At 54.4% G+C, this 23,319-nt stretch carries 21 protein-coding genes, 1 tRNA gene and 3 rRNA genes; 11 read left to right on the top strand and 14 right to left on the bottom strand.

Annotated features, from left to right (window positions below; genetic code table 11):
* Positions 1–2 precede the first annotated feature (2 nt).
* On the bottom strand, positions 3–878 hold the full coding sequence (gene ampR, locus EnteroDNA1_RS15945; RefSeq protein ID WP_048980833.1) for a LysR family transcriptional regulator AmpR: 876 nt from the start codon (positions 876–878) through the stop codon (positions 3–5).
* Between the two features lie 132 nt (positions 879–1,010).
* Between ampR and EnteroDNA1_RS15940 the strand changes: the two genes are divergently transcribed.
* Together EnteroDNA1_RS15940 and EnteroDNA1_RS15935 are read left to right on the top strand one after the other, a co-directional pair.
* Positions 1,011–2,156 carry a cephalosporin-hydrolyzing class C beta-lactamase ACT-116 gene (locus EnteroDNA1_RS15940; protein WP_073000989.1) on the top strand — a complete coding sequence of 382 codons (1,146 nt, stop codon included), beginning with the start codon at positions 1,011–1,013 and terminating at the stop codon, positions 2,154–2,156.
* Positions 2,157–2,291: 135 nt separating this feature from the next.
* The gene (locus EnteroDNA1_RS15935) at positions 2,292–2,822 is read left to right on the top strand and encodes a lipocalin family protein (protein ID WP_023310119.1); all 531 of its coding nucleotides are present in this window, start codon (positions 2,292–2,294) and stop codon (positions 2,820–2,822) included.
* Here the strand turns inward: EnteroDNA1_RS15935 and sugE are convergent.
* Positions 2,819–3,136: a quaternary ammonium compound efflux SMR transporter SugE gene (gene sugE, locus EnteroDNA1_RS15930; RefSeq protein WP_008502938.1), complete on the bottom strand. Its 318-nt coding sequence runs from the start codon at positions 3,134–3,136 to the stop codon at positions 2,819–2,821. The two genes, EnteroDNA1_RS15935 and sugE, sit on opposite strands and share 4 nt — an antisense overlap.
* Before the next feature lie 261 nt (positions 3,137–3,397).
* Between sugE and EnteroDNA1_RS15925 the strand changes: the two genes are divergently transcribed.
* Positions 3,398–3,997, top strand: a complete 600-nt coding sequence (locus tag EnteroDNA1_RS15925) for a helix-turn-helix transcriptional regulator (protein WP_033144453.1) — start codon at positions 3,398–3,400, stop codon at positions 3,995–3,997.
* Between the two features lie 36 nt (positions 3,998–4,033).
* Here the strand turns inward: EnteroDNA1_RS15925 and ecnB are convergent, their stop codons facing one another.
* The 3 genes from ecnB to efp form a co-directional block, all read right to left on the bottom strand.
* Complete coding sequence (ecnB, locus tag EnteroDNA1_RS15920; RefSeq protein WP_003025482.1) at positions 4,034–4,180, bottom strand: lipoprotein toxin entericidin B; 147 nt, start codon at positions 4,178–4,180, stop codon at positions 4,034–4,036.
* A 108-nt stretch (positions 4,181–4,288) separates the two neighbouring features.
* Entirely contained in the window at positions 4,289–4,420 is a 132-nt protein-coding gene (locus EnteroDNA1_RS15915) for an entericidin A/B family lipoprotein (protein ID WP_024907352.1), read from the bottom strand.
* A 58-nt stretch (positions 4,421–4,478) separates the two neighbouring features.
* Positions 4,479–5,045, bottom strand: coding sequence for an elongation factor P (gene efp / locus EnteroDNA1_RS15910; protein ID WP_010427766.1), 567 nt, complete (start codon positions 5,043–5,045; stop codon positions 4,479–4,481).
* Positions 5,046–5,085: 40 nt separating this feature from the next.
* Here efp and epmB point away from each other — a divergent pair, with 40 nt between their 5' ends.
* Complete coding sequence (epmB, locus tag EnteroDNA1_RS15905; protein ID WP_069303549.1) at positions 5,086–6,114, top strand: EF-P beta-lysylation protein EpmB; 1,029 nt, start codon at positions 5,086–5,088, stop codon at positions 6,112–6,114.
* A gap of 47 nt (positions 6,115–6,161) precedes the next feature.
* On the opposite strand, the gene EnteroDNA1_RS15900 is transcribed toward epmB, so the two are convergent.
* From EnteroDNA1_RS15900 to EnteroDNA1_RS15890, 3 genes are all read right to left on the bottom strand, one after another.
* The gene (locus EnteroDNA1_RS15900; protein WP_023310115.1) at positions 6,162–6,515 is read right to left on the bottom strand and encodes a DUF4156 domain-containing protein; all 354 of its coding nucleotides are present in this window, start codon (positions 6,513–6,515) and stop codon (positions 6,162–6,164) included.
* Between the two features lie 133 nt (positions 6,516–6,648).
* On the bottom strand, positions 6,649–8,292 hold the full coding sequence (gene groL / locus EnteroDNA1_RS15895) for a chaperonin GroEL (protein WP_014882201.1): 1,644 nt from the start codon (positions 8,290–8,292) through the stop codon (positions 6,649–6,651).
* Between the two features lie 31 nt (positions 8,293–8,323).
* Complete coding sequence (locus EnteroDNA1_RS15890; RefSeq protein ID WP_003855929.1) at positions 8,324–8,617, bottom strand: co-chaperone GroES; 294 nt, start codon at positions 8,615–8,617, stop codon at positions 8,324–8,326.
* A gap of 179 nt (positions 8,618–8,796) precedes the next feature.
* Here EnteroDNA1_RS15890 and yjeH point away from each other — a divergent pair, with 179 nt between their 5' ends.
* Complete coding sequence (gene yjeH / locus EnteroDNA1_RS15885) at positions 8,797–10,047, top strand: L-methionine/branched-chain amino acid transporter (protein WP_069303548.1); 1,251 nt, start codon at positions 8,797–8,799, stop codon at positions 10,045–10,047.
* Between the two features lie 24 nt (positions 10,048–10,071).
* Here yjeH and EnteroDNA1_RS15880 read toward each other — a convergent pair whose 3' ends face one another.
* Positions 10,072–10,536, bottom strand: coding sequence for an FxsA family protein (locus EnteroDNA1_RS15880; protein ID WP_023616652.1), 465 nt, complete (start codon positions 10,534–10,536; stop codon positions 10,072–10,074).
* A 335-nt stretch (positions 10,537–10,871) separates the two neighbouring features.
* Between EnteroDNA1_RS15880 and aspA the strand changes: the two genes are divergently transcribed.
* The 5 genes from aspA (at position 10,872) to EnteroDNA1_RS15855 (ending at position 16,454) form a co-directional block, all read left to right on the top strand.
* Positions 10,872–12,308, top strand: a complete 1,437-nt coding sequence (gene aspA / locus EnteroDNA1_RS15875) for an aspartate ammonia-lyase (RefSeq protein WP_003855923.1) — start codon at positions 10,872–10,874, stop codon at positions 12,306–12,308.
* 115 nt (positions 12,309–12,423) lie between these two features.
* Positions 12,424–13,725: an anaerobic C4-dicarboxylate transporter gene (locus EnteroDNA1_RS15870; protein ID WP_039260997.1), complete on the top strand. Its 1,302-nt coding sequence runs from the start codon at positions 12,424–12,426 to the stop codon at positions 13,723–13,725.
* A gap of 113 nt (positions 13,726–13,838) precedes the next feature.
* Positions 13,839–14,162, top strand: a complete 324-nt coding sequence (gene cutA / locus EnteroDNA1_RS15865) for a divalent cation tolerance protein CutA (RefSeq protein ID WP_014168278.1) — start codon at positions 13,839–13,841, stop codon at positions 14,160–14,162.
* Complete coding sequence (locus tag EnteroDNA1_RS15860) at positions 14,138–15,829, top strand: protein-disulfide reductase DsbD (protein WP_069303547.1); 1,692 nt, start codon at positions 14,138–14,140, stop codon at positions 15,827–15,829. Before cutA ends, EnteroDNA1_RS15860 begins: the two co-directional genes overlap by 25 nt.
* A 49-nt stretch (positions 15,830–15,878) precedes the next feature.
* Entirely contained in the window at positions 15,879–16,454 is a 576-nt protein-coding gene (locus EnteroDNA1_RS15855; RefSeq protein ID WP_032641387.1) for a transcriptional regulator, read from the top strand.
* On the opposite strand, the gene EnteroDNA1_RS15850 is transcribed toward EnteroDNA1_RS15855, so the two are convergent.
* Together EnteroDNA1_RS15850 and EnteroDNA1_RS15845 are read right to left on the bottom strand one after the other, a co-directional pair.
* Positions 16,451–17,041 (bottom strand): LysE family translocator, encoded by a 591-nt coding sequence (locus EnteroDNA1_RS15850; protein ID WP_069303546.1) that lies wholly within the window; start codon positions 17,039–17,041, stop codon positions 16,451–16,453. The two genes, EnteroDNA1_RS15855 and EnteroDNA1_RS15850, sit on opposite strands and share 4 nt — an antisense overlap.
* 36 nt (positions 17,042–17,077) lie before the next feature.
* Positions 17,078–17,923: an AraC family transcriptional regulator gene (locus EnteroDNA1_RS15845; protein WP_048975178.1), complete on the bottom strand. Its 846-nt coding sequence runs from the start codon at positions 17,921–17,923 to the stop codon at positions 17,078–17,080.
* Positions 17,924–18,092: 169 nt separating this feature from the next.
* On the opposite strand from EnteroDNA1_RS15845, the gene EnteroDNA1_RS15840 reads away from it, so the two are divergent.
* A tRNA-Phe gene (locus EnteroDNA1_RS15840) sits at positions 18,093–18,168 on the top strand.
* Positions 18,169–18,382: 214 nt separating this feature from the next.
* Here EnteroDNA1_RS15840 and rrf read toward each other — a convergent pair.
* From rrf to EnteroDNA1_RS15825, 3 genes are all read right to left on the bottom strand, one after another.
* Positions 18,383–18,498: ribosomal RNA gene (gene rrf / locus EnteroDNA1_RS15835) — 5S ribosomal RNA — on the bottom strand.
* A 69-nt stretch (positions 18,499–18,567) separates the two neighbouring features.
* A 23S ribosomal RNA gene (locus EnteroDNA1_RS15830) occupies positions 18,568–21,473 on the bottom strand.
* 198 nt (positions 21,474–21,671) lie between these two features.
* A 16S ribosomal RNA gene (locus EnteroDNA1_RS15825) occupies positions 21,672–23,213 on the bottom strand.
* Together the 16S, 23S and 5S rRNA genes form the textbook arrangement of a ribosomal RNA operon.
* Positions 23,214–23,319 lie beyond the last annotated feature (106 nt).

The following is a 23,319-nucleotide window of genomic DNA, read 5'->3' as shown; positions in this document are numbered from 1 at the left end:
TTTTATTTCTGCATCTTCCCCACCAGCCACTGGGCAAACTCGCGCATTGCGGGCGTTTCTGTCCGTGACTGTAGTCTTGTCAGCCAGTAGCTGCCGAGGTCAATCTGCGTTGCAAACGGCTGCACGATGCGTTCGCTGCTGAGTAAATGGGTAAACATGTCGACAGGCGCAATGGCAATCCCTGTGCCTGCCTGCGCGGCTTCCAGCATGGTCACGGACGAATCAAACACCATCACCCGGTGCGTCGGCGAGGGAGGATGTTCACCCGCTGCCTGCATCCACGCAGCCCACTCGTCGCGCCGGTAGGAGCGCAGCAGGGTAAACTTCAGGATATCTGCCGGGCTTTTTAGACAGGAGGCAATGTCGGGTGTACAGAGCGCAGACAGCGGCGCAGGGCAAAGGAATTCAGCATCGGTTCCATGCCACGCGCCGCCACCGTAGCGAATGGCGTAATCAAGCCCTTCGGCCGCCGGGTCGACGCGATTGTTATGGGTGGAAAGCTGAAGATCAATATGCGGATAGCAGCGGCGAAAGTCCGCAAGCAGCGAGAATAAAACTCCCGTGGCAAAAGTCCCTACCACACCTATTTTGAGCTTCTCCTGAGCGCGCTGGCTGGCAAAGCGATCCAGCATTCCGGCGATGCGATCGAACGAGTCATTCAGTACCGGCAGCAAATTCTCGCCTTCGGTGGTCAACATCAGCCCACGCGAAACGCGGACAAACAGCTGGCAATTAAGGTGCTGCTCCAGCGCCTTTACGTGCTGGCTAATCGCGGAATGGGTGACGTTCAGCTCGATAGCGGCATGCGTAAAACTGAGATGCCTGGCGGCTGCTTCAAACGCCCGCAGGGAATTAAGAGGGAGATAGCTGCGCGTCATGGTCTCGTCCGTTAGAAAAATTAACAGCTAATGCTAAATTTAACCGTTTGTCAGCCATAGTCAAATCCAACAGACTACAGCGGTCTGACGGGCCCGGACACTCCCTTGAACTGCTATTACGGAAGATAACTGATGATGACTAAATCCCTTTGCTGCGCCCTGCTGCTCAGCACCTCCTGCTCGGTATTGGCTGCCCCGATGTCAGAAAAACAGCTGGCTGAGGTGGTGGAACGTACCGTTACGCCGCTGATGAAAGCGCAGGCCATTCCGGGTATGGCGGTGGCGGTGATTTATCAGGGTCAGCCGCACTACTTTACCTTCGGTAAAGCCGATGTTGCGGCGAACAAACCTGTCACCCCACAAACCTTATTCGAGCTGGGTTCTATAAGTAAAACCTTCACCGGCGTACTCGGCGGCGATGCCATTGCTCGCGGTGAAATATCGCTGGGCGATCCGGTGACAAAATACTGGCCTGAGCTGACAGGCAAGCAGTGGCAGGGGATCCGAATGCTGGATCTGGCAACCTATACCGCAGGTGGTTTGCCGTTACAGGTACCGGATGAGGTCACGGATAACGCCTCTCTGCTGCGCTTTTATCAAAACTGGCAGCCGCAGTGGAAGCCGGGCACCACGCGTCTTTATGCCAACGCCAGCATCGGTCTTTTTGGCGCGCTGGCGGTCAAACCTTCCGGCATGAGCTATGAGCAGGCCATAACGACGCGGGTCTTTAAGCCGCTCAAGCTGGACCATACATGGATTAACGTTCCGAAAGCGGAAGAGGCGCATTACGCCTGGGGATACCGCGACGGTAAGGCGGTACACGTTTCGCCAGGCATGCTGGACGCTGAAGCCTATGGCGTAAAAACCAACGTGCAGGATATGGCAAGCTGGGTAATGGTCAACATGAAGCCGGACTCGCTTCAGGATAGTTCACTCAGGAAAGGCATTACCCTGGCGCAGTCTCGCTACTGGCGCGTGGGTGCCATGTATCAGGGTTTAGGCTGGGAAATGCTTAACTGGCCGGTCGATGCAAAAACCGTGGTTGAAGGTAGCGACAATAAGGTGGCGCTGGCACCGCTGCCTGCGAGAGAAGTGAATCCACCGGCGCCCCCGGTCAACGCATCCTGGGTCCATAAAACCGGCTCTACCGGCGGGTTTGGCAGCTACGTGGCATTTATTCCTGAAAAGCAGCTCGGCATTGTGATGCTGGCGAATAAAAGCTATCCGAACCCGGCACGCGTTGAGGCGGCATACCGTATCCTCGACGCGCTGCAGTAAAACATTGCCGGGTGGCGCTAACGCTTACCCGGCCTACAAAATCCACGGGGTGACCCCCCGGCGAAACACACCGCACAAAAACCACATTTTCCTTGCCGTCATCTACACTTAACAAAAAACAGTAAGGAAACTCCTATGCGCATTCTGCCTGTTATCGCCGCGGTGACAGCCGCGTTTTTAGTGGTTGCCTGCAGTTCCCCTACCCCACCTCCAGGCGTTACCGTCGTCTCGCCTTTTGATGCACAACGCTTCCTTGGAACATGGTATGAAATCGCGCGCCTCGACCATCGGTTTGAGCAGGGCTTAGAGAAGGTCACTGCGAATTACAGCCCGATGGATGATGGCGGTATTCAGGTGATCAACCGGGGCTATAATCCCGATCGGGAGATGTGGCAGCAGTCGATTGGGAAAGCGTACTTCACGGGCGACCCGCGACGGGCCGCGCTCAAAGTCTCTTTCTTCGGCCCGTTTTATGGCGGCTATAACGTGATCGCGCTCGACAGAGAGTACCGTCACGCGCTGGTGTGCGGGCCGGATCGCGACTATTTGTGGATACTTTCCCGCACGCCAACTATTTCGTCAGAAATGAAACAGCAAATGCTGGACGTCGCGACCCGGCAAGGGTTTGATGTGTCAAAACTCATCTGGGTAAAACAGCCCCATTAATGGGTGCTGAGCTTCAGCCCAACGATGCCGGCCACAATCAAGGCGAGGCTGGCGATACGCGCCAGACTCGCTGACTCTCCCAGCAGCAGAATGCCGGTGATGGCGGCCCCCACCGCACCAATGCCCGTCCAGACGGCATAAGCCGTTCCCACAGGCAGCGAGCGCATCGCCCAGGATAACAGGACAATACTCACGATCATTGCGGTGACGGTTATGACGCTGGGCGTCAGGCGGGTAAATCCGTGGGTGTACTTGAGACCAATTGCCCATACCACTTCGAGCAGGCCAGCAATAAAAAGAATGATCCAGGACATTTCAGGCTCCTTAACTTAATTCAAGTTGGGGCCGTCCCCGGTGAAAGAAACGCTTACGGGTCGTCCCGTAAGGCAGAGATTACGCCCCATATTGTGGTTAGCGTGCTATTTTTTTTCAATCATTTTTTGCTGAACACGTTAAGGCAAGAAATAGCCGCAGTATGGCGCGTAGTTCCGGCATTTAGCACTCATCCGACTTCTCTATGATGATGTGCTTTCTGATGGCAGGAAGCCAAACCACTAGCCGACTGCGAATAAAATATGTTCAAAATTCTTTTGATTGACCGTTGTCACTTCACCCGCACGGGGTTTGAAGCATGGCTCAATCATTCCGGTTTGTTCCCGGGACACTACGTTGTGACCGGGCTAAATAATCTGTTCCTTGCCAGGGAGCACATTCTGCAATGGAAACCCACGCTGGTCATCGCCGACCTGTACGGCTTCAGGCAGGATATTCATCATTTTCAGCAGCTCTCGTCCTTGCTTAACGCCAGTGAACGATTACCGTTTATTATGCTGCAATCGGGAGAGGACCGCGGTATGACCGACTGGCTCGGACAGTTCCCGGTGTGGTCGTCGCTGTTGAAAAACGCCAGTCTCGAAGAAGTGGCAACGACTATCAACGACGCATTAAACTCGCGCGCCAGCGCTGAAAGGCCAACGGCAGCCGCCCCCTTGCTGACCCGGCAGGAAGAGAAAGTGCTGACATTGTGGATGGACGGGGCAAGCAATCAAAAAATTGCCGCTCACCTGAGTATCAATGGAAAAACGGTCTATACCTACAAACGCAATATCCGCATGAAACTGCATATGGATACGCGTTTTTCTCCGTTCTTATCCCTGCAGGAATCAGAAAGCTGACGGTACGAAACCCGCTGGTCTCGTACCGTATGTTAATTACTGCTGAGCTTTAGTTGCCGCACCAGAGATTGCGCTACCACCTTCAGAAATATCCTGACCGACGCCACGCGTGGTATTACAGGCCGTTAACACTGAAGAAAGTACCAGGACTGAAAAGATCGCTGCAATTGTCTTCTTAACCATAATATCTTCCTTTTATAGCCAAAGTTGTTTTGTGTATAGCAACTTAAGAATAGACAAGATCCCGCCGGTTGACGGAAAAGGAAGCATTTTTAGGAAAATTAGACGAACTTAGCTGGCGGCGTGAGAAATGATATGACCGAGATCCTGGATATCTTGTCCCATTCCACGGGTGGTGTTACAGCCGGAAAGCAATGCACTGGAAAGCGCTAACAGAAGCAGAATTTTAACGGTACGTTTCATCATCCCTGCCTGCAAAAATCAGGCGCAGCGGGCGCTGCGCCTTCAATCATGACGTAAATTACTTCACGCGGGATACGTATTCGCCGGAGCGGGTATCCACTTTGATCACTTCGCCAGTCTGTACGAACAGTGGAACTTTAACCACTGCGCCGGTAGACAGTTTGGCTGGTTTACCGCCGGTACCTGCGGTATCACCTTTCAGACCTGGATCGGTTTCAACGATTTCCAGTTCTACGAAGTTTGGTGGGGTCACAGCGATAGGCTGGCCGTTCCACAGGGTCACGATGCACTCAGCCTGATCCAGCAGCCATTTAGCGCTGTCACCTACCGCTTTCTCATCAGCAGACAGCTGTTCGAAAGTGGAGTTGTTCATGAAATGATAGAACTCACCGTCGTTGTACAGATAGGTCAGGTTCATATCAACAACATCAGCGCCTTCAGCGGAGTCAGTAGACTTGAAGGTTTTCTCAACACGGGTACCGGTCAGCAGACGGCGCAGCTTAACGCGTGCGAATGCCTGGCCTTTACCTGGTTTAACGAATTCGCTGGCTTCAACCGCGTACGGTTCGCCGTCCATCATGATTTTAAGACCAGCACGAAAATCGTTGCTATAGTACGTTGCCATAAGGCCCTCTAAATTTGTTAACTGGTAGCTAAGCCACAAAATGGCGCATATTGTAACCCTAAACACCCCGTCCAGAGAAGATTGGTTATCGCAACTTGCCGATGTAATCACCAGTCCTGATGAATTGCTGCGTCTTTTAGACCTCGATCAGCACCCAGAGTTGCTTGCAGGCCGCGAGGCAAAACGCCTTTTCGCCCTGCGCGTTCCCCGTGCATTTGTGGCGCGGATGGAGAAAGGCAACCCCGACGATCCACTTTTAAAACAAACGCTTACTTCGCAGGATGAGTTTGTCACCGCACCGGGATACAGCACCGATCCGCTGGAAGAGCAGAACAGCGTGGTGCCGGGTTTACTGCACAAGTATCTCAACCGCGCCCTGCTGCTGGTAAAAGGCGGTTGCGCGGTAAATTGTCGTTATTGCTTCCGTCGGCACTTCCCGTATGCCGAAAACCAGGGCAATAAACGCAACTGGCAGGTCGCGCTGGACTATATCGCCGCCCATCCGGAGCTGGATGAGATTATTTTTTCCGGCGGTGACCCGCTGATGGCAAAAGATCATGAGCTGGACTGGCTGTTGACTCAGCTTGAAGCCATCCCGCACGTTAAGCGCCTGCGTATTCACAGCCGTTTACCGATTGTCATTCCGGCACGTGTCACTGACGGACTGGTGTCACGCCTGGAGCAGTCAAGATTGCAGGTGCTGCTGGTGAATCATATTAACCATGCGAATGAAATTGACGATGACTTTCGCGCGGCGATGGCGCGTCTGCGTAAAGCGGGCGTGACGCTGCTGAACCAGAGCGTGCTGCTGCGCGGCGTCAATGACAGCGCCCGCGTGCTGGCTGATCTGAGCAATGCCCTGTTTGATGCGGGCGTGATGCCCTATTACCTGCACGTGCTGGATCGCGTTCAGGGCGCGGCCCATTTCATGGTGACGGATGAAGAAGCCCGGCAGATTATGCGCGAACTGTTAACGCTGGTTTCAGGCTATATGGTGCCGAAGCTGGCACGCGAGATTGGCGGAGAGCCGAGCAAGACGCCGCTGGATTTGCAGCTGCGGCAGCACTAGTTTCCCCGCACCCTAACCCTCTCCCACAGGGAGAGGGAAAAAGGCAATCAGTTCGGGCACTTGTAGACCTGGCCGTTCATCTGGCTGGCGGTCGGCACGAAGCTGGACAGCATACTCTGCGTTGGGCTGCTCACGCCGTAAATCACGTTACCGCCCATTGCCGCAGCCTGGTTACGCAGGGCATTCGCCGCACCGCGCATCGAGCCGCCTTCTTCGCCATGCTGCCCTGACATCCAGTTACTTTGCTCACCGGTTGCCGTGCCTAACAGCTGGCATTCACTGCCAGGCTTATCTTCCACAAAGCGAACGCCCTGGCCCGCTGCCGACAGCTCATTGCTGGAGCTACAACCCGCCAGCAGCAATGCTGCCCCTACAATCCCTGCACAGACTTTTACGCGCATGTTATTCCTCGTTTTCAATAAGCTGGACAGTAGTTGTCCGTGTGTAAATCTTATACCTAAAAGATGACCAAAAGAAAAACCCCGAGCATTTCTGCCCGGGGGTTTTTCACATTCTACGACGTAGAGCGCACGATTACATCATGCCGCCCATACCGCCCATGCCGCCCATGCCAGCAGCACCTAAGTCTGGTGCATCGCCTTTAGGCATATCGGTGACCATGCACTCGGTGGTGATCATCAGGCCAGCGACAGATGCCGCGTACTGCAGAGCAGAACGGGTCACTTTCGTTGGATCCAGGATACCGAAGTCGATCATGTTGCCGTATTCTTCAGTTGCTGCGTTATAACCGTAGTTACCTTCGCCCGCTTTCACGTTGTTCGCAACCACAGATGGCTCTTCACCGGCGTTAGAAACGATCTGACGCAGAGGAGCTTCCATTGCGCGCAGCGCAACTTTAATACCCACGTTCTGATCTTCGTTCTGTGCGGTCAGGCCTGCCAGTTTAGCGGCAACACGCACCAGCGCAACACCACCACCAGCAACCACGCCTTCTTCTACCGCAGCACGGGTCGCGTGCAGGGCATCGTCAACGCGTGCTTTTTTCTCTTTCATTTCAACTTCGGTCGCTGCACCGACTTTGATTACCGCAACGCCGCCTGCCAGTTTCGCTACGCGCTCCTGCAGTTTTTCACGGTCGTAATCGGAAGTCGCTTCTTCGATCTGCTTACGGATCTGACCAACGCGGCCCTGAATAGCAGCTTCTTCACCCACGCCATCGATGATGGTGGTGGTGTCTTTGTTGATCACAACGCGTTTCGCCTGGCCCAGGTCTTCCAGGGTCGCTTTTTCCAGTTCCATACCGATCTCTTCAGAGATTACGGTACCGCCGGTCAGGGTAGCGATATCCTGCAGCATCGCTTTACGGCGATCGCCGAAGCCAGGTGCTTTAACCGCAGCCACTTTCACGATGCCGCGCATGGTGTTAACCACCAGGGTCGCCAGCGCTTCGCCTTCAACGTCTTCAGCGATGATCACCAGCGGCTTGCCTGCTTTCGCAACGGCTTCCAGCACTGGCAGCATTTCGCGGATGTTGGAGATTTTCTTGTCAGCCAGCAGGATGAACGGGCTTTCCAGTTCAACAGCGCCAGTCTCTGGCTTGTTGATGAAGTATGGGGACAGGTAACCGCGGTCGAACTGCATACCTTCAACCACGTCCAGTTCGTCTTCCAGACCGGTACCGTCTTCAACGGTGATCACGCCTTCTTTACCGACTTTGTCCATCGCTTCAGCGATCAGTTTACCTACGGTTTCGTCGGAGTTAGCGGAGATAGTACCAACCTGAGCAATGGCTTTAGAGTCAGAGCACGGTACGGACAGCGCTTTCAGCTCTTCAACAGCGGAGGCGACAGCTTTGTCGATACCACGTTTCAGATCCATTGGGTTCATGCCCGCAGCAACGGCTTTCAGACCTTCGGTGATGATTGCCTGCGCCAGTACGGTCGCGGTGGTGGTACCGTCACCAGCAGCGTCGTTCGCTTTAGAGGCAACTTCTTTCACCATCTGCGCACCCATGTTTTCGAACTTGTCTTCCAGCTCAATTTCACGTGCTACAGAAACACCATCTTTAGTGATGGTTGGCGCGCCGAAGGATTTATCCAGCACTACGTTGCGGCCTTTCGGGCCCAGAGTCACTTTAACTGCATCTGCCAGTACGTTTACGCCGCGGAGCATTTTTACACGAGCGTCGTTACCGAATTTTACGTCTTTAGCTGCCATGTTCTTATTTCCTCAAATTCTCGTGCGTAAATTACGCTTCAACAATTGCCAGAATGTCGCTCTCGGACATGATCAACACTTCTTCATTGTCGATCTTCTCGGATTTCACGCCGTAGCCATCGTTGAAAATTACGATGTCACCAACTTTAACGTCCAGTGGCTGCACAGTTCCGTTTTCCAGGATGCGGCCCTTACCGACAGCGATGATTTCGCCACGCGTTGATTTGGCTGCTGCAGAACCGGTCAGAACGATGCCGCCAGCAGACTTGGTTTCAACTTCTTTACGTTTGACGATCACACGATCATGTAACGGACGAATACTCATTGATAGCTCTCCTTTGAGAAAGTCATTATCAGTTATGGATGACGCCGGCCCGCATGCGGTTTTCCGACTAGTGCCCTGAGAGATGGGGATAGCTTTTTCCCCCTTCAAGGGGGAGTCGAAAAAAAAATTTGCGAAAGTGTTACCATCGCCTCTCTTTTGGTACTGGCAGGGCGATGTCAATGAGTGGACTCAAGCAGGAGCTGGGGCTGGCGCAGGGCGTCGGACTGCTCTCAACCTCCTTGTTAGGTACGGGCGTGTTTGCCGTACCCGCACTGGCGGCGCTGGTGGCTGGAAATAACAGCCTATGGGCGTGGCCTGCGCTGATTGTATTAGTTTTCCCGATAGCCATTGTATTCGCCATCCTGGGGCGGCATTTCCCCAGCGCGGGCGGCGTGGCGCACTTTGTCGGACTGGCCTTTGGCCCGCGGCTGCAGCGTGTTACCGGCTGGCTGTTTCTCTCCGTCATTCCGGTTGGCCTTCCTGCGGCGTTGCATATTGCGACCGGCTTTGGTCAGGCGCTGTTTGGCTGGCATAACGAGCAGTTATTGCTGGCCGAGCTGGGTACGCTGGCGATCGTCTGGTGGGTGGGCTCTCGCGGCGCCAGCTCCAGCGCCAACCTGCAGACGCTGGTTGCGGTGCTGATTGTCGCGCTCGTTGTCGCAATCTGGTGGGCGGGCGATATCACAATAAAGGAAATTCCCTTCCCGCCGCTGACCGACGTCGACCATTCCCAGCTTTTCGCCGCGCTCTCCGTCATGTTCTGGTGTTTTGTCGGCCTGGAAGCCTTTGCCCATCTGGCCTCTGAATTTAAGCAGCCTGAACGCGATTTCCCCCGCGCGCTGATGATAGGCCTGCTGCTTGCTGGCACGGTCTATTGGGCGTGTACCGTGCTGGTCTTACACTTCCACGCGTTCGGAGCGGATCTCGCCGCCGCGGCATCGCTGCCGGGTATCGTGGTGGAACTGTTCGGCATGAAGGCGCTATGGATCGCCTGCGTCATCGGCTATCTCGCCTGTTTTGCCAGCCTGAATATTTATATCCAGAGCTTTGCCAGGCTGGTGTGGTCGCAGGCGCTCGACAAACCAGAGAATCGCCTCGCGCGCCTGTCTAAACGCCAGCTTCCGCTGAATGCCCTGAATGCCGTACTGGGCTGCTGCGTGGTGAGCACGCTGTGTATTTACGCACTGAAGATCAATCTGGACGCGCTGATCGTCTACGCCAACGGCATTTTCATCATGATCTACCTGCTGTGCATGCTGGCGGGATGTCGTTTGCTGAAAGGTCGCTATAAAGCTCTGGCGGTCGTCGGGGGTTTGCTTTGCCTGCTGTTGCTGGCGATGGTGGGATGGAAGAGTCTGTACGCGATTGTCATGCTGGCAGGGCTGTGGGCGTTTTTGCCGAAGCGCGGTGCGCTACCGGAAGCCCGGTAGGCGAAACGCCACCGGGCAACAAAATCACCGATCGTCTTTATGGTCTAAACGGTCGTGCTGTTCATCCTTACGCTGATACTCCCCTTCAAAGGTATCGCCCGGCCCTGTGCTGAATCCGCCCCCCGGCATACGGCTAAAGCGCAGATGCGGCAGCAGCTTCATGGTCAGGTGTTTTTGCACCGGCGGCAGAAGCAGCAGAAGGCCAAGGAAGTCAGTGAAGAACCCCGGCAGGATCAGCAGCAGCCCCGCAATAATCAACGACACGCTTTTGATCATCTCTTCCGCCGGACTTTCCCCTGCGGCCATCTTCTGCTGCATTATCAGGAAATTTTTGAAACCCTGATTACGCACCAGCGACATGCCGATGACGGAGGTGAAAATCACCAGAATCAGCGTCAGCAGGACGCCCAGCACATGGGCAACCTGGATGAAAATGGAAATCTCAATGTAAACATAGAGAAAGAAAGCAATAAACGGTATCCAGCGCACTGGCATCTCCTGTGTGGCAGAGGCCATCGGGCCCCTGTCTGAATGTGTTCGCGACGCGCGTTTGTATGAAATGGTGACGGTTAGCGAAAATTCAATCAGTTTGCACGGATATTTTTTTTGGAAATTATAAAGCGGTGACCCATTTCACAGATTAATAATTATCATGGAATCGGCTCGATAATAAGTGATCCAGCTTACGGCAATTCGCTATCATCAGCATATGATCTCGAACATCTGGCTGATTGAGGGAATAATCGTCGGCCAGAAAATATTCAAAACCACATAAATACTGTGTGTTTAGTACAATCCATCGGCAGCTTGAAAAGAAGGTTCACATGTTAAACAACATTCGTATCGAAGAAGACTTGTTGGGTACCAGGGAAGTTCCAGCGGATGCCTACTACGGTGTCCACACTCTGAGAGCGATTGAAAACTTCTACATCAGCAACAGCAAAATCAGCGACATTCCTGAGTTTGTCCGTGGCATGGTGATGGTGAAGAAAGCCGCAGCACTGGCCAACAAAGAGCTGCAAACCATTCCTAAAAGCGCGGCAAATGCGATTATCGCGGCCTGCGATGAAGTGCTGAACAACGGCAAATGCATGGACCAGTTCCCGGTTGACGTCTATCAGGGCGGCGCGGGCACCTCCGTCAACATGAATACTAACGAAGTACTGGCAAACATTGGCCTGGAGCTGATGGGTCACCAGAAAGGTGAATACCAGTACCTGAACCCGAACGACCACGTTAACAAATGCCAGTCCACCAATGACGCCTACCCTACCGGCTTCCGTATCGCGGTGTATGCCTCTGTAGTGAAACTGGTAGATGCGATCAACCAGCTGGGTGATGGCTTCCAGCGTAAAGCGGTTGAGTTCCAGGACATCCTGAAAATGGGTCGTACCCAGCTGCAGGACGCGGTGCCGATGACGCTCGGCCAGGAATTCCACGCGTTTAACGTGCTGCTTAACGAAGAGACCAAAAACCTGCTGCGCACCTCCGAGCTGCTGCTGGAAGTGAACCTGGGCGCAACCGCCATCGGTACGCGTCTGAACACCCCGGACGGCTATCAGCAGCTGGCGGTACAGAAGCTGGCTGAAGTCTCTAACCTGCCGGTTGTGCCTGCAGAAGACCTGATTGAAGCCACCTCCGACTGCGGCGCCTACGTCATGGTACACAGCGCCCTGAAACGTCTGGCGGTAAAACTGTCCAAAATCTGTAACGACCTGCGTCTGCTCTCTTCCGGTCCGCGCGCTGGCCTGAATGAAATTAACCTGCCAGAGCTGCAGGCAGGCTCGTCCATCATGCCAGCCAAGGTGAACCCGGTGGTGCCAGAAGTGGTGAACCAGGTTTGCTTCAAAGTCATCGGTAACGATACGACCGTGACCATGGCCTCTGAAGCGGGTCAGCTGCAGCTGAACGTGATGGAGCCAGTGATTGGCCAGGCGATGTTCGAATCCATCCACATTCTGACGAACGCCTGCTACAACCTGCTGGAAAAATGCATTAACGGCATCACGGCGAATAAAGAAGTCTGTGAAGGTTATGTTTACAACTCCATCGGGATCGTCACCTACCTCAACCCGTTCATCGGTCACCACAACGGTGATATCGTCGGTAAGATTTGCGCCGAAACCGGTAAGAGCGTACGTGAAGTGGTGCTGGAGCGCGGGCTGTTGACCGAAGCCGAGCTGGACGATATCTTCTCGGCCCAGAACCTGATGCACCCGGCATATAAAGCGAAACGATATACCGATGAAAGCGAACAGTAACCGTTCTGGCTAGGCTTCTTAAGGCACGTCACTTGTGACGTGCCTTTTTTCTTTTTAGGCGTTACCTAAATACAACAATTCAATATCAACTTGTTAATAAGCAAGGCAGGTCCTTATGTTTGGAGCAGAACTCGTCATCGTCTTGTTGGCGATTTATTTGGGAGCAAGACTCGGGGGTATCGGCATCGGTTTTGCCGGCGGTCTCGGGGTGCTCGTTCTTACCCTTATCTTTCAGATTAAACCCGGCGCAATCCCGTTCGACGTTATCGAAATCATCATGGCCGTTATTGCCGCTATCGCCGCCATGCAGGTGGCAGGCGGTATGGACTACCTGGTAAGCCTGGCGGAGCGTATGCTGCGCCGCCATCCAAAATACATCACCTTCCTTGCCCCGCTGGTGACCTGGTTTATGACCATTCTCGCCGGTACGGGCCACACCGCCTTCTCTACGCTGCCGGTGATTACCGAAGTGGCGAAAGAGCAGGGTATCCGTCCGTCTCGTCCGCTCTCTATTGCCGTCGTCGCGTCCCAGATTGCGATTACCGCCTCACCGATTTCCGCTGCGGTGGTCTTCTTCGCCGGTATTCTGGAGCCGATGGGCGTGAGCTACCTGACGCTGCTGGCGATCTGTATCCCGGTGACGCTGATCGCGGTGATGATTACTGCCGTGCTGTGTAACTTCCTCGGCGCTGAACTGAAAGACGATCCGGTTTACCAGGAACGCCTCGCCAAGGGTGAAGTGAGACTGCGCGGCAGCCAGGTCTTCGAGCTGAAGCCGCACGCAAAGCGCTCCGTGCTGCTGTTCCTGATCGGTATTGTCGCGGTGATGTTCTACGCGACCGCCATCAGCGACACCGTGGGCCTGATCCAGAACCCTGTCCTGCCGCGTAACGAAGCGATTGTAGTGTTTATGCTGACCATCGCGACGCTGATTAGCATCACCTGTAAAATCGACACCAGCGAAGTGCTGAACGCCAGCACCTTTAAATCCGGTATGAGCGCCTGCGTATGCGTACTGGGCGTGGCGTGGCTCGGTGATACCTTCGTGAAAGCGCACATCAGCGACATTCAGACCATCGCTGGCGACCTGCTGCACAACTACCCGTGGCTGCTGGCGGTGGTGCTGTTCTTTGCCGCTACCCTGCTTTACTCCCAGGCGGCGACCACCAAAGCGCTGATGCCTGCGGCACTGATGCTGGGCGTGACGCCACTGACGGCGATTGCCTCTTTCGCGGCGGTTTCTGCCCTGTTCGTTCTGCCAACCTACCCAACCCTGCTGGCGGCGGTGGAGATGGACGACACCGGCTCAACCCGTATCGGTAAGTATGTGTTTAACCACGCGTTCCTGATCCCGGGCGTGGTCGCCATTTCACTTTGCGTGATCCTCGGCTTTATCATTGGCGGCGTGGTGCTGTAAACGGTGAGTGGTTGTAAAAATAGTTAAAAACGGGCCGCACTGCGGCCCGTTTCATTAATGACCAACCGCCTTGCGTGATATAGTGAAGCCTTTCGTGATGAGGAGGTCGACTTGTGAACACGCCTGATGCTGTTGTCGTACTGTGTACCGCCCCTGATGAAGCCTCTGCCCAGGATCTCGCCGCCAAAGTGCTGGCCGAAAAACTGGCTGCCTGCGTGACGCTCCTCCCTGGTGCCACCTCCCTTTATTACTGGGAAGGCAAGCTGGAGCAAGAGTACGAAGTCCAGATGTTGCTCAAAACCAATCTGGCGAATCAGCAGGCTCTCCTGGATTGCCTCAAATCTCATCATCCTTACCAAACCCCGGAGCTGCTGGTATTGCCAGTGGTTCATGGCGATAACGACTATCTCTCATGGCTCAACGCTTCCTTACGCTGATCCTGCTGCTGTGCAGCACGTCAGCTTTTGCCGGGTTGTTTGACGCGCCCGGCCGTTCGAACTTTATTCCTGCCGACCAGGCGTTTGTTTTCGATTTTCAGCAGAACCAGCACGATCTGACGCTCACCTGGCAGGTGAAAGAGGGCTATTACCTCTATCGCAAGCAGGTGAGTATTACCCCTGCCCAGGCAAACGTGGCCGCATTACAATTGCCCGCTGGCGAGTGGCACGAGGACGAGTTCTACGGCAAGAGTGAAATCTACCGCCAGCGCTTAAGCGTGCCCGTGACGGTGAATCAGGCCGATAAAGGCGCGACGCTGACGGTGACCTATCAGGGATGCGCGGACGCGGGATTCTGCTATCCACCGGAAACGAAAGTCGTGCCGCTTAGCGAAGTGAAAGCGTCTGCTGCTGTAACGCCGGTCCCTGCGGTTGAGAAAACCAACGACCGCGCTGACCTTCCGTTCTCAGCGCTGTGGGCGTTACTGATTGGTATCGGCATTGCCTTTACGCCGTGCGTGTTGCCGATGTATCCGCTCATCTCTGGCATCGTGCTGGGCGGCAAACAGCGTCTTTCTACCGCCCGCGCCCTGCTGCTGGCTTTTATATACGTGCAAGGAATGGCGCTAACCTACACGGCGCTTGGCCTTGTGGTTGCCGCTGCCGGGTTACAGTTCCAGGCGGCACTCCAGCACCCTTATGTTCTCATTGGCCTGTCAGCGGTGTTTATCCTTTTGGCGCTGTCAATGTTTGGCCTGTTCACGCTACAGCTGCCCTCTTCGCTGCAAACGCGCTTAACGCTGATGAGCAACCGTCAGCAGGGCGGCTCCGCAGGCGGCGTGTTTGCGATGGGTGCCATTGCCGGGCTGATTTGCTCTCCCTGCACTACCGCACCGCTGAGCGCTATCCTGCTGTACATCGCCCAGAGCGGTAACATGTGGCTCGGCGGGGGTACGCTGTACCTCTACGCGCTCGGCATGGGCCTGCCGCTGATTCTGGTCACGGTTTTCGGCAATCGACTTCTGCCGAAGAGCGGCCCGTGGATGGAGACGGTGAAAACCGCATTTGGTTTTGTCATCCTCGCGCTGCCGGTGTTCCTTCTTGAGCGTATCATCGGCGACGCCTGGGGTCTGCGCCTGTGGGCGATACTCGGCGTATCATTCTTTGCCTGGGCGTTTATCGTCAGCCTGGGGGCGAAGAAGCCATGGATGCGCCTGGTGCAAATCCTGCTGCTGGCTGCCGCGCTGGTGAGCGTACGCCCTCTCCAGGACTGGGCGTTCGGCACACCGGTGAGTCAGACCCAGGCGCATCTGAACTTTACCCAGATAAAAAACGTGGATGAACTTAACAGCGCACTGGCAGAGGCGAAAGACAAACCGGTGATGCTCGATCTCTATGCCGACTGGTGTGTCGCCTGCAAAGAGTTTGAAAAATATACTTTTAGCGATCCACAGGTGCAAAGCGCCCTGAAAGAGACCGTTTTGCTCCAGGCTAACGTGACCGCCAATAATGCGCAGGATAAGGCTCTGCTGAAGCAGCTTAACGTGCTCGGGCTGCCAACCATTCTGTTCTTCAATCAACAGGGCCAGGAGCAGCCAGAACAGCGTGTAACCGGGTTTATGGATGCTGCGGCATTTAGCGCGCATTTGCGCAATCGCCAACCGTAAACAACACTTTAAGCGGGACAAACCGTTGGGAATAGCGGAGGAGATAACCGTGCAACGTGAAGACGTACTGGGACAAGCCCTGCAACTACTTGAGATTCAAGGGATCGCCAGCACCACGCTTGAGATGGTAGCCGACCGTATCGATTATCCCCTGGATGAACTTAAGCGCTTCTGGCCGGATAAAGAGGCGCTACTCTATGATGCCCTGCGCTATCTCAGCCAGCAGGTTGATGTCTGGCGCAGACAACTGATGCTGAATGAAGAACTGACCGCGGAGCAAAAGCTGCTGGCGCGCTATACCGCGCTGACGGAATGCGTCAGCAACAACCGCTACCCGGGTTGTCTGTTCATCGCCGCCTGCACTTATTTTCCTGACCCTGGCCATCCTATTCATCAGTTGGCGGATCAGCAAAAACGGGCGGCGCATGACTTTACCCACGAGCTGCTGACCACGCTGGAAGTCGATGACCCTGCGATGGTGGCTAAACAGATGGAGCTGGTGCTGGAAGGTTGCCTCAGCCGCATGCTGGTGAACCGTAGCCAGGCCGATGTGGATACGGCGCACCGCCTGGCGGAAGATATTCTACGCTTTGCCCAATGTAGAATGGGTGGAGCGCTGACCTAAGCCAGCATGCCCGCCCAGGCGGAGACGAGCAGACACAGCGCCATCAGACGCTGAAACCGCACCATCGCCACGGTGGTGCGAAAAATTCGGTTCACCGCTTTACCCAACCACGCCCAGCACATCAAACAGGCTATCGAGATCAGCAGAAACCATAGCGCCATTAGCGCATTATCCCGCAATACATGGTCGCCAGCAGGGGCAAACAGGCTGACGACGGCCAGCGCCATCATCCAGATTTTGGGGTTCACGATCTGCAGCAGCGCCGCCGCCCGAGCGGTGAATCGAATACGGTACTCAGCGGAGAGACGGGCAGCCGGGGCGCGAAACAGCTGCCAGCTCATCCCGCTTAGCCACAGCACGCCTGCCCAGCTCATTATCTGACGTATCAGAGGATACTGACGCAGCACTTCCCCCGCGCCCGCGCCTGATACCAGCACAATCGCACTGGCCGCGATACATCCGCCCAGAATAGCAGGTACGGTATTTTTTACGCCAAAGTGCTGGCTGTTCGTCAGCACGAGAATATTGGTCGGCCCCGGCGTAATGGAGGCGACAAATGCGAACAACAGAAAGGGTATCAAACTCACGGGTGGCTCCTTTTTATTAGAGCCATGAATGTGCCGTTATTTTTTGGAAACGTCTGGAAGGTTTGTGCACAACCGTCGGTAGTGTGCAGGAGAGATACGGTAAGCACGCTGAAACCAACGTCCCAGATGGCTTTGATCGGCAAAACCCACTGCGGCAGCCACATCAACGGGCTGGTCCCCACGCGCCAGCAGCTGTCGGGCCTTTGCCAGACGAAGCTGAATAAGCCATGCGTGTGGCGCCAGGTTGAACTCGCGCTTAAAACAGCGCGTCAGGGTAAAGCGATCCGTTCCCGTCTCGCGCGCAAGGTCTGACAGCCCTACGTTCTCGCCGATATGAGCAAAGAGATAGTCGCGCGCACGGTGCGCCACGGCAGCGCTTTGTAACTGCGACGGCAGTTTTTTACGCCAGTGGCAGTGGGCGGTGATCCGGGAGAGCAGATTATCCATTGTGCTCTGCTGAACGATTTTCATCTCGTCATTATGCAGGGTGGAAAATGTCTCACCGATAGCACGCACCAGCTGCGGCTCCCGCGTCAACGTTTGGGCAAAGTGGAGTGAATAACTCCCGGGAGTAGATTCGTAAAGCCCTTGTAGCGCACGGGTAAGCCAGCGCTCATCCAGATAGAAGGTCAAATAGGTAAAGCCGCCCTCTACAGGCGCATCACCGTCGTGGATCTCGCCAGGTTCGAGGAGAAATGCGTCGCCCGGCTGGCTACGATGACGCTCACGGCGGCAGTGAAACTGCTGCGTGCCGGAGAGGGTTATCCCTACCAGATAGCTATCGTGCCAGTGCGGATCAAAGGCATGACCTTCGAAATGCGCTTTAATCGTCTCAATACCCGTATCTGCATGCTGACGCAGTTCAAGCCAGTCATTCGCCATACTGTCCTCCTCTTGCTATCAGCATTGCCGTATTACGCTGGTTGTGTCTGGAAGATTTGTGCATTTTCACGGCGAAAGCGGACAGACTGCCGCAAACTTAAGCAATTGAACAGCTTTTCCCGAAATAATGTTGACGATCGAGCGTGATTGCGGTTTAATGCGCTCCGTTGCCCGGATAGCTCAGTCGGTAGAGCAGGGGATTGAAAATCCCCGTGTCCTTGGTTCGATTCCGAGTCCGGGCACCACTATTTAAAGAACCCAGCCTATGGCTGGGTTTTTGCTTTTCTGCGTTTATACATCCCTTCTTTGTATTCTTATTTCTCTTTGTCGTGGGATCGTGCGGTCTGCGTTGCCGGATGGTGGCTTTGCCTTATCCGGCCTACTAAGCGCCATCGGGCTTTTCTGCGCGCACAAAGCAAAAAACCCCGCACCTTACGGTACGGGGTTCTTCTAATTGATGCCTGGCAGTTCCCTACTCTCACATGGGGAGACCCCACACTACCATCGGCGCTACGGCGTTTCACTTCTGAGTTCGGCATGGGGTCAGGTGGGACCACCGCGCTAAAGCCGCCAGGCAAATTCTGTTAATCTGTATCAGGCTGAAAATCGTGTCTGTCTCTTCGCCGAAACAGCTTCGGCGTTGTAAGGTTAAGCCTCACGGTTCATTAGTATCGGTTAGCTCAACGCATCGCTGCGCTTACACACCCGACCTATCAACGTCGTAGTCTTCAACGTTCCTTCAGGACCCTTAAAGGGTCAGGGAGAACTCATCTCGGGGCAAGTTTCGTGCTTAGATGCTTTCAGCACTTATCTTTTCCGCATTTAGCTACCGGGCAGTGCCATTGGCATGACAACCCGAACACCAGTGATGCGTCCACTCCGGTCCTCTCGTACTAGGAGCAGCCCCCCTCAATTCTCCAGCGCCCACGGCAGATAGGGACCGAACTGTCTCACGACGTTCTAAACCCAGCTCGCGTACCACTTTAAATGGCGAACAGCCATACCCTTGGGACCTACTTCAGCCCCAGGATGTGATGAGCCGACATCGAGGTGCCAAACACCGCCGTCGATATGAACTCTTGGGCGGTATCAGCCTGTTATCCCCGGAGTACCTTTTATCCGTTGAGCGATGGCCCTTCCATTCAGAACCACCGGATCACTATGACCTGCTTTCGCACCTGCTCGAGCCGTCACTCTCGCAGTCAAGCTAGCTTATGCCATTGCACTAACCTCCTGATGTCCGACCAGGATTAGCTAACCTTCGTGCTCCTCCGTTACTCTTTGGGAGGAGACCGCCCCAGTCAAACTACCCACCAGACACTGTCCGCAACCCGGATTACGGGTCTACGTTAGAACACCAGCCATTAAAGGGTGGTATTTCAAGGTCGGCTCCACGCAGACTGGCGTCCACGCTTCAAAGCCTCCCACCTATCCTACACATCAAGGACCAGTGTTCAGTGTCAAGCTATAGTAAAGGTTCACGGGGTCTTTCCGTCTTGCCGCGGGTACACTGCATCTTCACAGCGAGTTCAATTTCACTGAGTCTCGGGTGGAGACAGCCTGGCCATCATTACGCCATTCGTGCAGGTCGGAACTTACCCGACAAGGAATTTCGCTACCTTAGGACCGTTATAGTTACGGCCGCCGTTTACCGGGGCTTCGATCAAGAGCTTCGCGTTGCCGCTAACCCCATCAATTAACCTTCCGGCACCGGGCAGGCGTCACACCGTATACGTCCACTTTCGTGTTTGCACAGTGCTGTGTTTTTAATAAACAGTTGCAGCCAGCTGGTATCTTCGACTGATTTCAGCTCCACCCGCAGGGGCTTCACCTACATATCAGCGTGCCTTCTCCCGAAGTTACGGCACCATTTTGCCTAGTTCCTTCACCCGAGTTCTCTCAAGCGCCTTGGTATTCTCTACCTGACCACCTGTGTCGGTTTGGGGTACGATTTGATGTTACCTGATGCTTAGAGGCTTTTCCTGGAAGCAGGGCATTTGTTACTTCAGCACCGTAGTGCCTCGTCATCACACCTCAGCGTTAATAAGGTACCGGATTTACCTGGAACCTCCGCCTACATGCTTAAACCGGGACAACCGTCGCCCGGCTAACATAGCCTTCTCCGTCCCCCCTTCGCAGTAACACCAAGTACAGGAATATTAACCTGTTTCCCATCGACTACGCCTTTCGGCCTCGCCTTAGGGGTCGACTCACCCTGCCCCGATTAACGTTGGACAGGAACCCTTGGTCTTCCGGCGAGCGGGCTTTTCACCCGCTTTATCGTTACTTATGTCAGCATTCGCACTTCTGATACCTCCAGCATGCCTCACAGCACACCTTCAACGGCTTACAGAACGCTCCCCTACCCAACAACGCATAAGCGTCGCTGCCGCAGCTTCGGTGCATGGTTTAGCCCCGTTACATCTTCCGCGCAGGCCGACTCGACCAGTGAGCTATTACGCTTTCTTTAAATGATGGCTGCTTCTAAGCCAACATCCTGGCTGTCTGTGCCTTCCCACATCGTTTCCCACTTAACCATGACTTTGGGACCTTAGCTGGCGGTCTGGGTTGTTTCCCTCTTCACGACGGACGTTAGCACCCGCCGTGTGTCTCCCGTGATAACATTCTTCGGTATTCGTAGTTTGCATCGGGTTGGTAAGCCGGGATGGCCCCCTAGCCGAAACAGTGCTCTACCCCCGAAGATGAGTTCACGAGGCGCTACCTAAATAGCTTTCGGGGAGAACCAGCTATCTCCCGGTTTGATTGGCCTTTCACCCCCAGCCACAAGTCATCCGCTAATTTTTCAACATTAGTCGGTTCGGTCCTCCAGTTAGTGTTACCCAACCTTCAACCTGCCCATGGCTAGATCACCGGGTTTCGGGTCTATACCCTGCAACTTAACGCCCAGTTAAGACTCGGTTTCCCTTCGGCTCCCCTATACGGTTAACCTTGCTACAGAATATAAGTCGCTGACCCATTATACAAAAGGTACGCAGTCACACCACGAAGGTGCTCCCACTGCTTGTACGTACACGGTTTCAGGTTCTTTTTCACTCCCCTCGCCGGGGTTCTTTTCGCCTTTCCCTCACGGTACTGGTTCACTATCGGTCAGTCAGGAGTATTTAGCCTTGGAGGATGGTCCCCCCATATTCAGACAGGATACCACGTGTCCCGCCCTACTCTTCGAGTTCACAACCTGTGTGCTTTCGTGTACGGGACTGTCACCCTGTACCGTGCGACTTTCCAGACGCTTCCACTAACACACAAGCTGATTCAGACTCTGGGCTGCTCCCCGTTCGCTCGCCGCTACTGGGGGAATCTCGGTTGATTTCTTTTCCTCGGGGTACTTAGATGTTTCAGTTCCCCCGGTTCGCCTCGTTAACCTATGTATTCAGTTAACGATAGTGCAACGAATTGCACTGGGTTTCCCCATTCGGACATCGCCGGGTCAAAGGTTCATATCACCTCGCCGGCGCTTTTCGCAGATTAGCACGTCCTTCATCGCCTCTGACTGCCAGGGCATCCACCGTGTACGCTTAGTCGCTTAACCTCACAACCCGAAGATGTTTCACTTCTGATTGCGAAAATTTGAGAGACTCGAACACACATAACATGTGTGTCGTTTCAATTTTCAGCTTGATCCAGATTTTTAAAGAGCAAAACTTCTTAATGCACTCAAAAGTACATTCAGAAGTTCATCATTCATCAGACAATCTGTGTGAGCACTACAAAGGCAGGTTCTTTAAGGTAAGGAGGTGATCCAACCGCAGGTTCCCCTACGGTTACCTTGTTACGACTTCACCCCAGTCATGAATCACAAAGTGGTAAGCGCCCTCCCGAAGGTTAAGCTACCTACTTCTTTTGCAACCCACTCCCATGGTGTGACGGGCGGTGTGTACAAGGCCCGGGAACGTATTCACCGTAGCATTCTGATCTACGATTACTAGCGATTCCGACTTCATGGAGTCGAGTTGCAGACTCCAATCCGGACTACGACGCACTTTATGAGGTCCGCTTGCTCTCGCGAGGTCGCTTCTCTTTGTATGCGCCATTGTAGCACGTGTGTAGCCCTACTCGTAAGGGCCATGATGACTTGACGTCATCCCCACCTTCCTCCAGTTTATCACTGGCAGTCTCCTTTGAGTTCCCGGCCTAACCGCTGGCAACAAAGGATAAGGGTTGCGCTCGTTGCGGGACTTAACCCAACATTTCACAACACGAGCTGACGACAGCCATGCAGCACCTGTCTCAGAGTTCCCGAAGGCACCAATCCATCTCTGGAAAGTTCTCTGGATGTCAAGAGTAGGTAAGGTTCTTCGCGTTGCATCGAATTAAACCACATGCTCCACCGCTTGTGCGGGCCCCCGTCAATTCATTTGAGTTTTAACCTTGCGGCCGTACTCCCCAGGCGGTCGACTTAACGCGTTAGCTCCGGAAGCCACGCCTCAAGGGCACAACCTCCAAGTCGACATCGTTTACGGCGTGGACTACCAGGGTATCTAATCCTGTTTGCTCCCCACGCTTTCGCACCTGAGCGTCAGTCTTTGTCCAGGGGGCCGCCTTCGCCACCGGTATTCCTCCAGATCTCTACGCATTTCACCGCTACACCTGGAATTCTACCCCCCTCTACAAGACTCTAGCCTGCCAGTTTCGAATGCAGTTCCCAGGTTGAGCCCGGGGATTTCACATCCGACTTGACAGACCGCCTGCGTGCGCTTTACGCCCAGTAATTCCGATTAACGCTTGCACCCTCCGTATTACCGCGGCTGCTGGCACGGAGTTAGCCGGTGCTTCTTCTGCGGGTAACGTCAATCGACAAGGTTATTAACCTTATCGCCTTCCTCCCCGCTGAAAGTACTTTACAACCCGAAGGCCTTCTTCATACACGCGGCATGGCTGCATCAGGCTTGCGCCCATTGTGCAATATTCCCCACTGCTGCCTCCCGTAGGAGTCTGGACCGTGTCTCAGTTCCAGTGTGGCTGGTCATCCTCTCAGACCAGCTAGGGATCGTCGCCTAGGTGAGCCGTTACCCCACCTACTAGCTAATCCCATCTGGGCACATCTGATGGCAAGAGGCCCGAAGGTCCCCCTCTTTGGTCTTGCGACGTTATGCGGTATTAGCTACCGTTTCCAGTAGTTATCCCCCTCCATCAGGCAGTTTCCCAGACATTACTCACCCGTCCGCCGCTCGCCGGCAAAGTAGCAAGCTACTTTCCGCTGCCGCTCGACTTGCATGTGTTAGGCCTGCCGCCAGCGTTCAATCTGAGCCATGATCAAACTCTTCAATTTAAGTTTGATGCTCGTGAATTAAACTTCGTAATGAATTACGTATGTTCACTCAGAGACTTGGTATTCATTTATTGTCCGAAGACATTAAGAATCCATGTCACTTTGA

Origin of the sequence: Enterobacter sp. HK169 (assembly GCF_001719105.1) — a bacterium.
Classification (GTDB): domain Bacteria; phylum Pseudomonadota; class Gammaproteobacteria; order Enterobacterales; family Enterobacteriaceae; genus Enterobacter; species Enterobacter asburiae_B.
The sequence above is the reverse complement of the archived record's forward strand: the minus strand, read 5'-3'. Positions and strand labels throughout refer to the sequence as shown.

Coding starts and splice junctions, on each gene's coding strand:
- ampR (WP_048980833.1), bottom strand. CDS start 878: ATGACGCGCAGCTATCTCCCTCTTAATTCCCTGCGGGCGTTTGAAGCA.
- EnteroDNA1_RS15940 (WP_073000989.1), top strand. CDS start 1,011: ATGATGACTAAATCCCTTTGCTGCGCCCTGCTGCTCAGCACCTCCTGC.
- EnteroDNA1_RS15935 (WP_023310119.1), top strand. CDS start 2,292: ATGCGCATTCTGCCTGTTATCGCCGCGGTGACAGCCGCGTTTTTAGTG.
- sugE (WP_008502938.1), bottom strand. CDS start 3,136: ATGTCCTGGATCATTCTTTTTATTGCTGGCCTGCTCGAAGTGGTATGG.
- EnteroDNA1_RS15925 (WP_033144453.1), top strand. CDS start 3,398: ATGTTCAAAATTCTTTTGATTGACCGTTGTCACTTCACCCGCACGGGG.
- ecnB (WP_003025482.1), bottom strand. CDS start 4,180: ATGGTTAAGAAGACAATTGCAGCGATCTTTTCAGTCCTGGTACTTTCT.
- EnteroDNA1_RS15915 (WP_024907352.1), bottom strand. CDS start 4,420: ATGAAACGTACCGTTAAAATTCTGCTTCTGTTAGCGCTTTCCAGTGCA.
- efp (WP_010427766.1), bottom strand. CDS start 5,045: ATGGCAACGTACTATAGCAACGATTTTCGTGCTGGTCTTAAAATCATG.
- epmB (WP_069303549.1), top strand. CDS start 5,086: ATGGCGCATATTGTAACCCTAAACACCCCGTCCAGAGAAGATTGGTTA.
- EnteroDNA1_RS15900 (WP_023310115.1), bottom strand. CDS start 6,515: ATGCGCGTAAAAGTCTGTGCAGGGATTGTAGGGGCAGCATTGCTGCTG.
- groL (WP_014882201.1), bottom strand. CDS start 8,292: ATGGCAGCTAAAGACGTAAAATTCGGTAACGACGCTCGTGTAAAAATG.
- EnteroDNA1_RS15890 (WP_003855929.1), bottom strand. CDS start 8,617: ATGAGTATTCGTCCGTTACATGATCGTGTGATCGTCAAACGTAAAGAA.
- yjeH (WP_069303548.1), top strand. CDS start 8,797: ATGAGTGGACTCAAGCAGGAGCTGGGGCTGGCGCAGGGCGTCGGACTG.
- aspA (WP_003855923.1), top strand. CDS start 10,872: ATGTTAAACAACATTCGTATCGAAGAAGACTTGTTGGGTACCAGGGAA.
- EnteroDNA1_RS15870 (WP_039260997.1), top strand. CDS start 12,424: ATGTTTGGAGCAGAACTCGTCATCGTCTTGTTGGCGATTTATTTGGGA.
- EnteroDNA1_RS15860 (WP_069303547.1), top strand. CDS start 14,138: ATGGCTCAACGCTTCCTTACGCTGATCCTGCTGCTGTGCAGCACGTCA.
- EnteroDNA1_RS15845 (WP_048975178.1), bottom strand. CDS start 17,923: ATGGCGAATGACTGGCTTGAACTGCGTCAGCATGCAGATACGGGTATT.